14 protein-coding genes are annotated in these 15,130 nt (G+C 51.7%); 5 read left to right on the forward strand and 9 right to left on the reverse strand.

From position 1 onward, the window contains the following. Positions 1 to 27 precede the first annotated feature (27 nt). The gene (ndk, locus tag N24_RS12315; RefSeq protein WP_003859294.1) at positions 28 to 438 is read right to left on the reverse strand and encodes a nucleoside-diphosphate kinase; all 411 of its coding nucleotides are present in this window, start codon (positions 436 to 438) and stop codon (positions 28 to 30) included. A 49-nt stretch (positions 439 to 487) separates the two neighbouring features. Continuing rightward, positions 488 to 808, reverse strand: a complete 321-nt coding sequence (locus N24_RS12320) for a hypothetical protein (RefSeq protein ID WP_096457576.1) — start codon at positions 806 to 808, stop codon at positions 488 to 490. Between the two features lie 76 nt (positions 809 to 884). On the opposite strand from N24_RS12320, the gene N24_RS12325 reads away from it, so the two are divergent. Then, positions 885 to 1,229, forward strand: a complete 345-nt coding sequence (locus N24_RS12325; RefSeq protein ID WP_096457579.1) for a GNAT family N-acetyltransferase — start codon at positions 885 to 887, stop codon at positions 1,227 to 1,229. A 49-nt stretch (positions 1,230 to 1,278) separates the two neighbouring features. Here N24_RS12325 and N24_RS12330 read toward each other — a convergent pair whose 3' ends face one another. The 4 genes from N24_RS12330 to N24_RS12345 are packed head-to-tail and all read right to left on the reverse strand — an operon-like array spanning position 1,279 to position 7,562. Then, positions 1,279 to 1,704 carry a DUF4233 domain-containing protein gene (locus N24_RS12330; protein WP_096457582.1) on the reverse strand — a complete coding sequence of 142 codons (426 nt, stop codon included), beginning with the start codon at positions 1,702 to 1,704 and terminating at the stop codon, positions 1,279 to 1,281. Continuing rightward, the gene (folC, locus tag N24_RS12335) at positions 1,701 to 3,224 is read right to left on the reverse strand and encodes a bifunctional tetrahydrofolate synthase/dihydrofolate synthase (RefSeq protein WP_167382110.1); all 1,524 of its coding nucleotides are present in this window, start codon (positions 3,222 to 3,224) and stop codon (positions 1,701 to 1,703) included. Before folC ends, N24_RS12330 begins: the two co-directional genes overlap by 4 nt. Next, a complete protein-coding gene (locus N24_RS12340) occupies positions 3,224 to 5,935 on the reverse strand; it encodes a valine--tRNA ligase (RefSeq protein WP_096457585.1) in 2,712 nt (903 codons plus the stop codon). Before N24_RS12340 ends, folC begins: the two co-directional genes overlap by 1 nt. A gap of 49 nt (positions 5,936 to 5,984) precedes the next feature. Then, positions 5,985 to 7,562, reverse strand: coding sequence for a peptide ABC transporter substrate-binding protein (locus N24_RS12345; protein WP_096457587.1), 1,578 nt, complete (start codon positions 7,560 to 7,562; stop codon positions 5,985 to 5,987). Positions 7,563 to 7,810: 248 nt separating this feature from the next. Here N24_RS12345 and N24_RS12350 point away from each other — a divergent pair, with 248 nt between their 5' ends. After that, the gene (locus N24_RS12350) at positions 7,811 to 9,265 is read left to right on the forward strand and encodes an Hsp70 family protein (protein ID WP_096457590.1); all 1,455 of its coding nucleotides are present in this window, start codon (positions 7,811 to 7,813) and stop codon (positions 9,263 to 9,265) included. A 306-nt stretch (positions 9,266 to 9,571) separates the two neighbouring features. On the opposite strand, the gene N24_RS12355 is transcribed toward N24_RS12350, so the two are convergent. Both N24_RS12355 and N24_RS12360 read right to left on the reverse strand, forming a co-directional pair. After that, positions 9,572 to 10,159, reverse strand: coding sequence for an LOG family protein (locus N24_RS12355; protein ID WP_096460169.1), 588 nt, complete (start codon positions 10,157 to 10,159; stop codon positions 9,572 to 9,574). 10 nt (positions 10,160 to 10,169) lie between these two features. After that, on the reverse strand, positions 10,170 to 11,156 hold the full coding sequence (locus N24_RS12360) for a malate dehydrogenase (protein ID WP_096457593.1): 987 nt from the start codon (positions 11,154 to 11,156) through the stop codon (positions 10,170 to 10,172). A gap of 310 nt (positions 11,157 to 11,466) precedes the next feature. Here N24_RS12360 and N24_RS12365 point away from each other — a divergent pair, with 310 nt between their 5' ends. Further along, positions 11,467 to 12,246 carry a TetR/AcrR family transcriptional regulator gene (locus N24_RS12365; protein WP_096457596.1) on the forward strand — a complete coding sequence of 260 codons (780 nt, stop codon included), beginning with the start codon at positions 11,467 to 11,469 and terminating at the stop codon, positions 12,244 to 12,246. Between the two features lie 7 nt (positions 12,247 to 12,253). Here N24_RS12365 and N24_RS12370 read toward each other — a convergent pair whose 3' ends face one another. Next, a complete protein-coding gene (locus tag N24_RS12370) occupies positions 12,254 to 12,832 on the reverse strand; it encodes a PadR family transcriptional regulator (protein WP_096457599.1) in 579 nt (192 codons plus the stop codon). Between the two features lie 182 nt (positions 12,833 to 13,014). On the opposite strand from N24_RS12370, the gene N24_RS12375 reads away from it, so the two are divergent. Both N24_RS12375 and N24_RS12380 read left to right on the forward strand, forming a co-directional pair. Further along, positions 13,015 to 14,139, forward strand: a complete 1,125-nt coding sequence (locus N24_RS12375; RefSeq protein ID WP_096457602.1) for an aromatic ring-hydroxylating dioxygenase subunit alpha — start codon at positions 13,015 to 13,017, stop codon at positions 14,137 to 14,139. Positions 14,140 to 14,142: 3 nt separating this feature from the next. Then, positions 14,143 to 15,120, forward strand: coding sequence for a PDR/VanB family oxidoreductase (locus tag N24_RS12380; protein WP_096457605.1), 978 nt, complete (start codon positions 14,143 to 14,145; stop codon positions 15,118 to 15,120). The last annotated feature ends 10 nt before the right edge of the window (positions 15,121 to 15,130 follow it).

Below are 15,130 nucleotides of genomic sequence, written 5' to 3' on the forward strand. Positions count from 1 at the left end.
GTGGTCGGGAGTATTTTTTAACCAGAATTACAGGTTAGGGAACCAGATGGAGATCTCGCGCTCAGCGGACTCTGGGGAATCAGAGCCGTGAACAACGTTTTCACCAACAGTTAGTGCGAAATCGCCACGGATGGTGCCTGGGGTTGCCTTAGCAACTGGGTCGGTGCCACCAGCAAGCTGACGCCATGCATCGATTGCACGCTCGCCCTCAACGATTCCCGCGATCAAAGGTGCGGAGGTGATGAACTCAACGAGCTCACCGAAGAAAGGCTTGTCAGCGTGCTCTTCGTAGTGCTTTTCAGCGGTCTCACGGTCTGCAACACGCAGATCCAGAGCAGCAAGCTTGAGGCCCTTGCGCTCAATACGTGCGATGATTTCGCCGACGTGTCCGTTGGTTACGCCGTCTGGCTTGATAAGGATGAGAGTACGTTCAGTCATGTTGGGTGATTCTACCCAATGGTGTTCAGCTTCGCGCACTTAAGTCGACTTAGAGTTTCCTCACAGCATCCGCGACTGATTCATTGGACGATCCCCTACTCCACAGCTGGGCCTGACGAATCGCAGCTGCTTCCTGCCCACGTGATTTCAGCTCTTTTAATTGCTCTACTTGATCTTGTGTAAACACCACTGGTTGATCGACAAGTTTCGTGGACACCCGATTATTTAAACCCACAAACAAAGCGATTGCCGCCACCACAATTGCCACAATGGGGATTACTGTCGGTGATCCCGCAATTCGGGTGATCACCGCGACGACGCAGAATAATGCAGCTGCAGAAAATGCCAGGCCAGACTTAGGGTTTCGCATAGTTATCAACGCTACGACGACTTGCCCGCCACCGCTACCTCAGCCAAGGACATAAGATCTCCGTATCCTTTGAGGCATGACTCTAAAAGATAAGTATGGCACCGAAGTAGCTGTAACCAACAACCAGGACAAACACCAATTTGAGATCAGCTACCCAGAAGACGCGGTGACAGCTGGGTTTGCTGCATACCTGGATAACAATGATTCCCGCATTTTCTACCACACCGTTGTGGGCGATGAATTCAGCGGAAAAGGCCTGGCATCCATTCTTGTGGCAGAAGCCCTTGAAGCCACTAAAGAAGCTGGTTTGACTGTCGTTCCGGTATGTCCATTTGTCAAAGGCTTTGTGGAGAAGAATGGATTTGAAGGTTACCGTAAACCAAATCTTGAGGATCTTGAGCTGGTAAAGAGCCAGGCGTAGGTGGCTTTAGTCGTCGAAAAGCAAAAAGGCCCTAAAAGGGCCCAAATGCTTAGCTGTGCTGCGTGGTAAGCAGCCCGCGTTTCATGCGATCAATCAAATTTGAGCGCAGGTAGAACAGGTACGCCCACACGATGATGAAGATGATCGCCGCAATCCCCATGGAGGGGTGTACGAAAAAGCCTGCGAGGGCTAGCACTTGCAGCACAATATTCATCGGAATCGACCAGCTGAACCGTTGCAGGAATGCAGCCACAAGGTGGGCAAGGGCAACGGCAGAGACATAAACCCAGTTGAATGTAGTCCAGTAAATGCCGTTGTCCACGCGCAGAATCACAGTGAGTACCAAAGCCAGGGTGATGGCTTCCATCATCAACGTGCCGGCCATGACCCCGCGGATTCCCTTCATGGGGTCTTTGAGGGGGTCGTGTCCTTTGCCTAGTGGTCCGTACTCAATTGATTCTTCACGCTTGCTCATGCGGGTTCCTTTCCAAACAGCGTGCGCGCATCGCCGGCAGTGACAATTGAACCGGTGATCACAACACCTGATCCGGACTGTACATCGGTGTCTTCTGCTAGTTCAATAGCAAGTTCTACTGCTCCGGCAAGATCTTCTTGGACGTGCACACGCTCATCGCCGTAGATCTCTCGAGCATATTCAGCTAGATCGTATGCGTCCAATGCTCGCTCTGAGGTGGTCTGGGTGCAGACAACTTCATGCAGGTATGGCTCCAAAGATTCCAAAATGCCGCGGGCATCTTTGTCGCCAAGCACACCGATGACGCCGATGAGGCGACGGAATTCAAAGTCACGGTCGAGAGCTGCACCAAGTGCTGCGGCGCCGTGAGGGTTGTGGGCTGCATCAATAAACACGGTCGGTGCGGAACGCAGTCGTTCCAAACGTCCTGGCGATTGGACCTGTGCGAAGCCTTCGCGCACGGTATCGATATCAAGCGGGCGTCCGGCAGAAGCTCCGAAGAACGCTTCTACTGCTGCAAGTGCAACTGCTGCGTTGTCTGCTTGGTGGGCACCAGACAGCGGGAGGAAGATATCGGTGTATTCGCCGCCCAGCCCTTTGAGGCTCAGCTGCTGGCCACCAACCGCGATGGCTGATTCCATAACTCCGAATTCCATATTCAAACGCGCAACCGCGGCATCCACGTCAACAGCCTGCTGCAAAATGACGTTCATGGCTTCTGGTTCCTGCTTGCCCACGATAACCACATTGCCATCTGGCTCTGTGCCATCTTCGGAAGCAGGACGTGCCTTGATGATGCCAGCTTTTTCACCCGCGATTTCCGCAATGGTGTTGCCCAAGCGATCAACGTGATCCATGCCCACTGGGGTGATTACTGAAACATCAGCGTTGATCACGTTGGTGGCATCCCAGCGTCCGCCAAGACCAACCTCGACGACTGCAACATCAACAGGGGCATCAGCAAAACCAGCATAAGCAAGGGCAACGAGTGCCTCGAACTTGCTCATCTTTGGCCCGCCCTCGGCCTCTGACCAGGCGTCGGTCATCTCCATGTAAGGCTTGATTTCCTCGTAGATTCGCACGAAATCACGAGGGTGAATTGGCTTGCCATCAATGGCAATACGCTCTGTTACCAGCTGAAGGTGCGGGCTGGTGGTCCGGCCTGTGCGGCGGTGGAAAGCGCGCAGCAAAGACTCGATCATGCGGGTGGTTGAGGTTTTACCGTTGGTTCCAGCCACGTGAATTGCAGGGAAAGAATTCTGTGGTTGGCCCATCAGATCCATCATGTAGCTCATACGTCGGAAGGTGGGATCAATTTTGGTTTCCAACCAGCGTTGATCCAACTCTGCTTCCACCTGGGCAAGACGCAATAGATCTTCTTGGGTGATCTCTTGCGAGGCAGGTTCTTCTACTTCGCCTGCAAGATCGATGGGCAAAGACAGTCCGGTCTCGCCCAAGGTGACATCTCCCAAAGTGATGTCCTCGTTTTCGGAATCAAAAATTCCGTCATTGTTAGCCACTAGGCCAATTCCTCCAGACGCTTATTAATGCGTGCTACTTCTTCTGCTGCGATCTGTGCACGTACCCGGATCTTTTCCACCACTGCATCAGGAGCCTTAGACAAGAATGCTTCATTGCCTAGTTTCTTAGCGGTCGTCTCCACTTCCTTCTGTGCATTGGCCAGATCCTTTTCTAAGCGCTTGCGCTCAGCTGCCACATCGACAGTGCCGGAAGTATCCAGCTCAACGGTAATCGTTGCTTGGCTCAAACGGATCTCAATGCTGGCGGATGCTGCGAAATCGTCTTCAGGTGCGTCAATGCGGACCAAGGAACGCACGGAATCTTCCCAATCCTGCAGATCACAGGCAGCGAAATCTAGGCGAGCTGGAACCTTCTGAGAAGGCTTAACGCCCTGGTCAGCGCGGAAGCGACGAACCTCTGTAACAAGCTTTTCGACGTCGCCCATGCGCCTAGCAGCATCTGCGTCCACGGCGACTCCGCCGTTGGTGTCGGCTGCGGTTGGCCATGCGGAAACCACAATTGAGGTGCGTTCTGTGAGAGCCTGCCACAGCACTTCAGTGACGAAAGGCATGGCTGGGTGCAGCAAACGCAACAGTGCATCGAGCACATGGCCGAGAACCTTTTGGGTGTTTTCACCCTGTGCAGATGTGCCCTCACGAGGAATCTGGACCTTGGCAATTTCCAAGTACCAGTCACAGAACTCATTCCATGCGAATTGGTAGAGCTCCTCATTTGCCTTGGCAAATTGGTAGTTATCTAGGTACGCATCAACGTCCAAGCGCACCTGCTCCAGGCGGTCCACGATCCACCTGTCAGCATCGGTGAGTTCTTCACGTGCTGGCAAACCTTCAGATACAGCACCGTTCATCAGCGCAAACTTGGTTGCGTTGAACAGCTTGGTGGCAAAGTTGCGGGAGCTTTGTGCAGAATCCTCACCGACAGGAAGGTCCACCCCTGGGTTAGCGCCACGGGCAAGAGTGAAGCGCAAGGCATCAGCACCGTAGTTTTCCACCCAATCCATAGGGTCAATGCCGTTACCCAAAGACTTAGACATCTTGCGGCCGTGCTCATCGCGGACCAGGCCGTGCAGGAAGAGGTCAGTGAAAGGAATCTGTGGGCGGCCATCTTTGCCTTCCCCAAGTAGTTCTGGGGTTTCCTTCGCTGCAAAAGTGCCAAACATCATCATGCGGGCAACCCAGAAGAACAAAATGTCATAGGCGGTAACCAGCACGGATGTTGGGTAGAACTTCTCTAGCTCAGGGGTCTTTTCTGGCCAACCCATGGTGGAAAATGGCCAGAGTGCAGAAGAGAACCAGGTATCTAGAACATCAGGGTCCTGGACGTATCCTTCAGGTGCTTGCTCATCAGGTCCGACGCAGATGATTTCATCATTTGGTCCGTACCAAATTGGGATGCGGTGTCCCCACCACAGCTGACGGGAAATAGTCCAGTCATGCATGTTGTCGACCCACTCAAAGTAGCGGGGCTCCAAAGACTTCGGGTGGATGGTGGTATCGCCTTCGCGTACCGCATCGCCGGACATCTTGGCCAGCTCTTCTACCTTGACAAACCACTGCAAAGACAGGCGAGGCTCAATGGCTTCACCGGAACGCTCGGAGTGTCCAACGGAGTGAACATAAGGACGGATTTCTTTAACAATGCGTCCCTGTGCTGCAAGCTCCTCACGGACCTTCACGCGTGCTTCTTCGCGGGTGAGGCCATCAAATTGGGTGCCGGTATCCGCGATACGTCCGGTCTTGTCCATGATGGTGGGCATGTCTAGGTTGTGGCGCAAGCCCAATGCGTAGTCATTAGGGTCGTGTGCCGGGGTGATCTTCACGGCACCGGAACCAAACTCAGGATCAACGTAATCGTCGGCAACAACCTTAAGGCTTAGGTCATCGCGGAATGGATGTGGCAGGGTCTGGCCAACCAAGTCTTTGTAGCGCTCATCATCTGGGTGCACGGCAACAGCGACGTCACCGAGCATGGTTTCCACACGGGTGGTGGCAACAATGACATGTGGCTCATCATCATTGAGTGAGCCGTAGCGGATGGATACTAATTCGCCTTCGACATCTTTGTAGACAACTTCGATGTCTGAAACGGCGGTTTCCAGCACGGGCGACCAGTTGACTAGGCGGTTGGCCTGGTAGATGAGGCCGGCGTCGAAAAGCTTTTTGAAAATCGTTTGGACGGCGCGGGACAGCCCCTCATCTAAGGTGAAGCGTTCGCGGGACCAGTCCACGGAGTCGCCGATGGCGCGCATCTGCTCACCGATCTTGCCACCATATTCTTGCTTCCATTCCCAGACCTTCGCGATGAATTCTTCGCGGTCATAGTCATAGCGAGTCTTGCCTTCAGTTTCCTTCAGCATCGCCTCGACCTTGGTTTGGGTCGCAATACCAGCATGATCCATGCCCGGAAGCCACAAAACCTCAAAACCCTGCATGCGCTTGCGGCGGGCTAGAGCATCCATCAAGGTGTGGTCAAGCGCATGGCCCATGTGCAGCTGGCCGGTCACGTTTGGTGGGGGCAGAACAATGGAGTATCCCGGCTTATCGCTGGCGGGGTCGGCAGTGAAGTAACCGGCATCTACCCAGCCCTGGTACAACTTCGCTTCCACAGCTTTAGGATCCCAGGACTTAGGCAGTTTGTCTGCGCGGTTCTGGCTGGTTTTCGCATTATTCTGGTCAGTCACGCAGACCATCTTAACCCTTGTACTTGGTTATCAAGTAGCCGGATTTAAGTAAGTGAGGTTATTGCTTTGTGATAGCCCAATAAACAGGAATGGCCTTCCAGTTCACTGAGACATTATCTACTGCCTCTGAATAGCCGCCCACCACGTTTGGGTACCACAATGGGATGGCTGGGAGATCACGAAGAAGCATCTCTTGGGCCTGTTCATAAGCCTTGAAGGTGTCTTCTTTTGTGGGTGCTGCCGCCGCGTCTTTGATCAGCTGATCAAATTCTGGATTTTCGTACTTTGAATCATTGGATGCCACACCGGTGGTGTAGTTAGGTCCCAGGAAATTGCCGATGCTTGGATAATCAGCAAACCACGCAGTGCGGTAGGCCCCATCAAGTCCAGTGGTGCGGTAAGTATCGCGGAAGGATTTGAAATCTGGGAACGGATTTCCAATCGCAGAAATTCCTAGTTCATTGCTGATGCTGTTTGCTACTGCATCGACCCATTCCCTGTTGGGCACATCCGCGTTGTAGCTAATTTGCAATTCACCTTCAAAAGGCTCGATCTTTTCTGCTTCCTCCCACAGCTCGCGCGCCTTATCTGGTTGGAACAACAAAACATCGTTGCCTTCTAGGTCATCGCGCCAGCCCTCCAAAACGGGTACGGTGAAATCAAGCGCAGGAGTGTAGGTGCCATTGAAGATTTCTTGGGCGATTTCTTCACGGTTAATCGCCATCGAAATTGCTTGTCGACGCAAACCTCCCTGTTCCCCTTCAAAGTTCGGCGATTCCATACGAATCGATAGTTCCAAATACGATGCTGCTGGCTGATTGATCGATCGACCTGACAACTCATCTTCATAGGTTGTGTATGCCGACGGTGGAATCAGATCCAACACATCCAAGTTTCCGGCCAAAAGATCTGAATAGGCTGCATCGTTTTGCGCATAGAACACATATTTCAGGCCATCGTTTTGTGCCATCCGTGGGCCATCGTAGTGTTCATTGACCACTACTTTAAGCTCGGCGTTGTGATCCCATTGTTCCAATTTGTATGGGCCAGACGACACCGGGTTCTCACCAAACGCATCAATATCGTCACGTGCCGATGCTGGCATTGGGGCAAATCCGTAGTAGCCAATGCGTTGGGTGAATTCAGAATCCGGCTGTTCCAATTCAATGGTGAACGTGCGATCATCTAACACTTCAAGGCCATCGAGGCTTTCTACGCCGTCGGCATAACCTTTGATCGGTGAGAAGAAGGAGGTGTTGAGCAGTCCGTTTGCCACAACAAAATTCCAGGAAGCAACAAAATCATTCGCTGTGATTGCCGATCCATCGCTGAACTTTATGCCCTCCCGCAAAGTGACTTTATACGTGGTATCCGATTCCTGATCAATTGATTCCGCCAAATCATTTTGAGCAACCCCGGCTTCATCGAAATAGACAAGGCCGGAGTACAGCATGTCCACTACGCGCCCGCCACCGTTTTCATTGGTATCCCCCGGGATGAGGCCACGCTGAGGTTCCGTTCCGTTTACTGATACGTAATTCACATCTGCTGTATCACCAGTTGTGGAACATGATGCCAGCCCAAAGGTGAGAGTGGATGCCACCACCGCCGCGATGACTTGTTTGGTTATGCGCAATTTAAAACTCCTTGTGTTTCCCACTGCTGTTTGCAGCGACTAGTGCAGCCTTTTGGGTATGGCCGATAGATCAAGACAACAAGAAAATTTAATCAGTGAAGCACAGCACTTTCACAATGATTGGTGAGTTAAATCTCTTAACTACCCCCGGCAGTGGATTGAACATGTAAAACAAATACTTTTGGGGGGTATATCTAATTTGGTTTCATTCCACTGCACGAGGTGAAAATCCTGCTAGGGTCAGGTTCATGCGCTTTGGACTTGACCTGGGAACCACCCGCACTATTGCTGCCGCAGTTGACCGCGGGAACTACCCCATTGTCACTGTGGAAGACCACGTGGGTGACACCCATGACTTCATCCCTTCGGTCGTTGCACTCAAAGCAGATCAAATCGTCGCTGGATGGGATGCCATCAAAGTCGGGCAAGATCACCCATCGTTTCTTCGCTCCTTCAAGCGTTTGCTGTCCGAGCCCAATGTCACCGAAGCCTCACCCGTGATGTTAGGCGATGACACCCGCACTTTAGGCGAGGTGTTACACGCTTTTGCAGAAAATGTTGTATCCCATTTGCGCGCATTCCAAGAGCAGCTGGGTGACACCTCACCAATTGAGTTGGTCATTGGCGTGCCAGCTAATGCCCACAGCGCACAGAGGCTTTTAACCATGTCGGCTTTCAGCGCCACCGGCGTGACCGTAGTAGGTCTAGTCAACGAACCCAGCGCTGCAGCCTTCGAATACACCCACCGCCACGCACGCACGCTCAACTCCAAACGCCAAGCAATCGTGGTCTACGACTTGGGTGGTGGAACCTTCGATTCCTCCTTGATCCGTATCGATGGAGCACACCACGAGGTTATTTCCTCCATCGGCATTTCCCGCCTAGGCGGCGATGATTTCGATGAAATCCTCCTCCAATGCGCACTTAAGGCCGCAGGCAGGGAACATGATGCGTTTGGCAAACGCGCTAAAAATACGCTTCTCGACGAATCCCGCAACGCCAAAGAAGCCTTGGTTCCGCAATCACGCAGATTGATTTTAGAAATCGGCGACGATGACATCACCGTGCCTGTCTCTGATTTCTACGAAGCAGCTACGCCACTTATCGAAAAATCTCTAGCTGTCATGGAACCACTCATCGGCGCCGAAGACCTCAAAGACTCAGATATTGCAGGAATCTACCTCGTCGGTGGAGCCTCGTCACTTCCGTTAGTTTCCAGGCTGCTTAGGGAACGCTTCGGACGCCGAGTCCACCGCTCCCCTTTCCCATCAGGCTCTACTGCTGTGGGACTTGCTATCGCTGCGGATCCCTCTTCAGGTTTCCACCTTCGAGACCGCGTAGCACGTGGCATCGGAGTTTTTAGAGAACATGATTCCGGACGAGCCGTAAGCTTCGACCCACTCATTGCACCCAATACTGATTCTGCAACGGTGGTCACCCGCCGATACAAGGCTGTACACAACATTGGCTGGTTCCGCTTTGTGGAATACTCCACGGTTGCCGAAGACGGCAGCCCAGGTGACATTTCCCTCCTTAGCGAAATCAAGATTCCTTTTGACACCACGATCACTGACGTTGAAAACACCGCGATCTCCTATTTTGATGGCCCTGAAGTTGAAGAAACCATCACCGTCAACGACAACGGTGTAGCCTCAATTCGCATCAAAGTCCACGGTGGCACAACCGTCGAGCACACCATCTAACCCGACCAATGCGGCGCTTGTTTATGTATGCACTTGACCTTGAAAACCCGTGAGACGGGCTTCTGGGGAGGTATGACTTTTAAGCTTTAGAGCCACAATTTCGACCCGACCAAACCAGGAGACCCAGAATCTTCAAAAACTTAAATGTTGGGTCTCTGTGTCTGGTATTGAGCGCGATACACCAAACCAGGAGACCCACAAACGTCGAAAACGATGTTTCTGGGTCTCCTGGTTTGGTCCTATGCCGGTCTTATGCCACCAAGCACGCGAACAGCTATTTCGGCGCTAAGGCGACTCGCAATTAAATCACCACTTTGGTGCAGGTGGCGTCCAATTCTGCATTGCTTTCAAAAGCTCGTGAGGATCAGATTCCACGATGAGGCAGTCAAAGAAGTCGCGTTTGATGAAACCGCGCTGAGTCATTTGCTCAAGCATTTCTAATAGTGGCTGCCAGAAACCGTCGACATCATAAAGTGCGACAGGTTTGTGGTGAATACCTAATTGCTGCCAGGTCCAGACTTCAAAAAGTTCTTCCAAGGTGCCTGCTCCACCTGGCATGGCAATGAATCCGTCACCCAGCTCCGCCATGCGGCGTTTGCGGATATGCATATCTGGAACAATTTCCAGTTCGGTGAGCTTTTCATGGCCTAGCTCACCGTTCATCAACGATTCAGTGATAACACCGAATGCTTCGCCGCCGGATTCTAGAAAGGCATCGGCAACGACGCCCATCAGCCCTACTTTTCCGCCACCATAAACAAGGTCAATGCCATGTTCAACGGCGGTTTTTGCCAGTACCTGCGCGGACTGTGTGTACAGCGAGGAGCTGCCTAGCGCCGAGCCCGTGAAAACGGTGACGCGTTGGAGGGTTGGGGCGTCGAAAAGCGAAGTCATGCGTTCAAGATTAGAGCAAGTCGCGCACTGCTTCACGCTCGGCCTGCAGTTCCTTCACGTTCGCATCAATCCGTGCGCGTTGGAAATCGGAGATCTCGAGGCCTTCGACAATCTCCCATTCGCCGTTGCGGGACACCGTTGGCAAACCAACAATAATGCCTTCTGGAATGCCATAAGCACCTGTTGATGGAATGGCGGCTGTTGCCCACTGCTCAGTTCCCTGGACCCAATCACGCATGTGATCAATAGCCGAGGACGCTGCAGATGCTGCAGAGGACTTTCCGCGGACCTCAATAATTTCCGCGCCGCGGTTAGCCACGCGTGGAATAAACTCCTCGACATACCAATCGTGGTCAACAAGGTCAGCGACCTTCTCCCCACCAACGGTTGCATAAGTAATGTCCGGGAACTGGGTTGCGGAGTGATTACCCCACACCACCATGTTCTCGAATTCCGCAGATCCGCGACCAAGCTTTGTAGCCAATTGGGAAATGGCACGGTTGTGGTCAAGGCGCATCATGGCGTTGAAGCGGGATGAAGGAACGTCGGGCGCTGCTGCTGAAGCAATCAACGCATTAGTGTTAGCTGGGTTTCCGACAACAAGCACACGGATATCATCTGCTGCGTGGTCATTGATCGCTTTACCCTGTGGTCCGAAAATTTTTCCGTTGTTAGCCAGGAGGTCCGCGCGCTCTTCTCCCTTGCCACGAGGTTTTGCACCAACCAGGAAGGCCGCATTTGCGCCATCGAATGCCTCATTGGCATCTGCGGTAATGGTGATGTTGCGCAACAGTGGGAATGCGGAATCTAAAAGTTCCATTGCAACACCCTCTGCCCCACCAAGAGCTTGAGGAATTTCGAGCAATTTGAGTTCTACAGGAGTATCAATTCCGAAAACGTCACCGTTTGCAATACGCCACAACAGTGAATAGGAAATCTGACCAGCTGCGCCGGTGACAGTTACTTTTTTGGTGGAGATGTTCTGCGGGGAATTCATCAACAATCCTCAATCCTTGTAGGGGGTCCACTAAGACTCCATGCTATCCCGACCAAAAGATAACAGCCACCAGTTTTAGGTGATCTTGGCGATACCTAGAAATCACCCCCGAATTGCCCCAATATGTACCCCTTACCTGCGAAATATCGATTCCTGCGGAAGAATCAGCGCGGTGTACAAGCAATTTCACGCGATTTCGGGCACCATTTATAGATGTTAGGTGGGATTTCCTGATGGTGTGATCTTTAATTTTTGCACTATCACTATCACGTATTCTTGTTTTTAAGTACCCGGAAGGAATTGATCGATTATGGCGACATCGGATCGAGATGCCGAAAATCTATACCCGAACGGTAGCGACTACACAGAATCCGACTCTGGACATTCCGCCACTCCTGAAGAAGTAGTAGCCACAGCTTTGACCTTTTTCGCCGAACAAGGGTTCAGCGAAACAAAGCTGGAAAGAATTGCCAAGGCATCAGGCATGTCCAAGCGCATGATCCACTACCACTTTGGCGATAAAAAAGGCCTGTATATAAAGACCGTGGCCCACGCGTTAAATTTGCTTCGCCCAGAAGCTGAGGCCATGCAACTTGATTCCGCTGTGCCGGTCGATGGTGTCCGCAAAATTGTTGAAGCTGTTTACACCTGCATCACTAAGCATCCAGAGGCCGTGCGCCTTTTATTGATGGAGAATTTGCAAGCTCAAGATGGAGTAGATTCCACAGCTGCATATTCAGATGAGTCCAACGTACTGCTTAATTTAGACAAGCTTTTAATGTTGGGCCAAGATGCTGGCGCGTTCCGTCCGGGAATTTCAGCGGAGGACGTCCTGGTTTTGATCAGTTCCCTTGCTTACTATCGCGTGTCCAACAAAAAGACGTTGAAAAACCTTTACGCTCTTGATCTAGAATCTGAGGCAAATATTGAGGGCATGAAGCGCATTGTTGTGGATACCGTGTTGGCGTTTTTGACCTCAAATATCCAAAACACCGGCAATTCTAGCTACCTGGTGGTTGGTGGCAAGACCACCGAACCAGAAGCAGATGACAGCGTGTACAGCTTTGACACGGATGTCTTTGAAAACTAGGGGCCCACTAAATTTCCCCTAGCAGTGCCAATCCCTTTTCCGCCCATTCAATTTCTGCCCGCGCCCGGATAATCTGCCCTTCATAGGCGAACACCTTGAATGCCACGATGCGTTCATGCTCACTTTGAGGTGAACGTGCAAGGCGTCTAGCCAGAGTTGGATGGGTTTTGGCTTTGAGTTCCTCAATCATTGATTCGGATTGAATTTTTACTTGTTCAAAGTGAGCGATGTGTGCCCTTAAATGTCGGCGTGCATCATCTTGCGAACCAACTTCAAAATAGGCAGCCTTTAGCCGAGCGGGGTCCCTGGTGGGGCCATAAACAATCGGGTCTTGCCATGCTTTTCTTAGCGCTTCCCACCCTTTTTCACTCAGGGCGTATTCCGTTTTCGTAGCTCCTTTAGAGCCCCACGGAACTTCAGATCCCACCAGCAGTTCTTCCGACTCCATTTTTCTCAGCTCTGGGTAGATCTGCGAATCAGATCCGCTCCACACAAAGCCCACCGAGGCCCCAAATCGTTGAGAGGCTTCATATCCGGTCAAAGGGCCAGAGCTTAACAGAGCTAGTAATGCTGATCGTAGAGTCACGTGCTCATTGTCCCATATTCACCTCACAACTGGGTTCAAATACCCGCAGCTCAGAGGCCTTAGGTGACACTTTCTCAAAATTACCTATTGACAGTGAGCTGGAACACATGCAAAATATGATCTACGCCATAAACTAACTAAGAGTTTAGGTATTTGATTATATAGTTCTTTAGGAGCCGATCATGACACTGTCAGAGCGCACAGTCACCACCACCGCCAAAATCCTTCCGCATCCACTCAATGCTTGGTACGTTGCAGCATGGGACCATGAACTCACCACCAAAAAGCCCATAGCCAGGACAATCGCCAATAAACCACTAGCTATGTACCGCACCAAAGATGGCCGCGCTGTTGCTTTAGCTGATGCCTGCTGGCACCGTCTCGCCCCACTATCCAAGGGAAAGCTCGTTGGAAATGATGGAATTCAGTGCCCTTACCACGGGCTGGAGTACAACTCCGCTGGCCGATGCATGAAGATGCCAGCACAAGAAACCCTCAACCCTTCAGCAGCAGTCAATTCCTACCCAGTGGTTGAAGCACACCGATTTGTCTGGGTATGGCTCGGTGATCCCACGTTGGCAGACCCCACCAAGGTGCCAGACATGCACCAGATGAGTCACCCTGAGTGGGCTGGCGATGGACGCACCATTTCCGCAGAGTGCAATTACCAACTCGTTCTGGACAACCTCATGGATCTAACCCATGAAGAGTTCGTGCATTCCTCCAGCATCGGCCAAGACGAACTCAGCGAATCAGAGTTCATAGTCACCCACACTGAAGATTCCGTCACTGTCACACGATGGATGCACAACATTGATGCACCACCATTTTGGCAAAAGAACATGAATGATAAATTCCCTGGATTTGAGGGCAAAGTGGATCGCTGGCAGATCATCCACTACTACTACCCTTCAACTATTTGCATTGATGTTGGGGTGGCAAAAGCTGGAACTGGAGCACCAGAAGGAGATCGCAGCCAGGGAGTCAATGGGTATGTCATGAATACCATCACCCCCGATTCTGATCGTTCCTCCCATTACTTCTGGGCGTTTATGCGCAACTACCGCTTAGAAAGCCAAACGATAACCACCCAACTTCGTGATGGCGTATCGGGAGTGTTCAAAGAAGATGAGGAAATGTTAACGGCTCAACAAGATGCCATTGACGCCAACACGGACTATGAGTTCTACAACTTAAATATCGATGCCGGTGGCATGTGGGTGCGCAGAATTTTGGAAGAAGCCCTGGCCAAGGAAGGCCGCCTGGACATCCCCACTACGTTCCCTCGATCAGCACGGGAGGTGTAGATCATGAAATCCGAGTGGCAAAAAGCCGTCATCACATCGAGTGAAATCATTGCTGAGAACATTCGACGAATAGAACTATCCCCGAAATTTGCGGTTCCGGTGAAACCCGGCGAACATCTCAAGATCATGGTGCCCCTAAAAACAAAACAGGAAAAGAGATCGTATTCCATCGTTGATGCTCATCACGATGGGTCGACTCTAGCCCTGAGCGTACTTAAAACCAGAAACTCCCGTGGTGGTTCTGAGTTTATGCATACGCTTCGACCAGGAGATGAAGTTACAGTCTCCAGGCCGTCTCAGGATTTTCCTCTCCGCGTGGGCGCACCTGAATATGTACTTGTCGCCGGTGGTATTGGAATAACAGCAATCCGCGGCATGGCATCACTTTTGAAAAAATTGGGAGCAAACTACCGTATCCATTTCGCAGCACGCAGCCTTGATGCCATGGCGTATAAAGATGAGCTTGTGGCAGAGCATGGCGAAAACCTGCACCTTCACCTAGATTCTGAGGGCACCACCATTGATGTCCCTGCGTTGATTAACTCTTTAAACCCACATACTGAGCTTTATATGTGTGGTCCCATCCGGTTGATGGACGCTATCCGACGCGCGTGGAATCAACGAGGACTTGATCCCACCAATCTACGTTTTGAAACTTTCGGAAACAGCGGTTGGTATCTTTCAGAATCTTTCCAGGTAAACGTCCCAGAACTTGGTCTGCACGCCACCGTGAATAAGGATGAAAGCATGCTGGAGGCCTTGCAAAAAGCCGGGGCCGCTATGATGTTTGATTGCCGAAAAGGCGAATGTGGTTTGTGCCAAGTCCGCATCCTAGACGTTGATGGGAAAGTTGATCACCGTGATGTGTTTTTCTCAGATCGTCAAAAAGAATCCGATGCCAAGGCCTGTGCCTGCGTATCCCGAGTAGTTTCCTCCCCCACTTCTTCCCCGACCTCGACCATTACGGTCGCTCTCTCCTAAAGGAGCCTGG

The sequence above is a fragment of the Corynebacterium suranareeae genome (genome assembly GCF_002355155.1).
GTDB lineage: Bacteria > Actinomycetota > Actinomycetes > Mycobacteriales > Mycobacteriaceae > Corynebacterium > Corynebacterium suranareeae.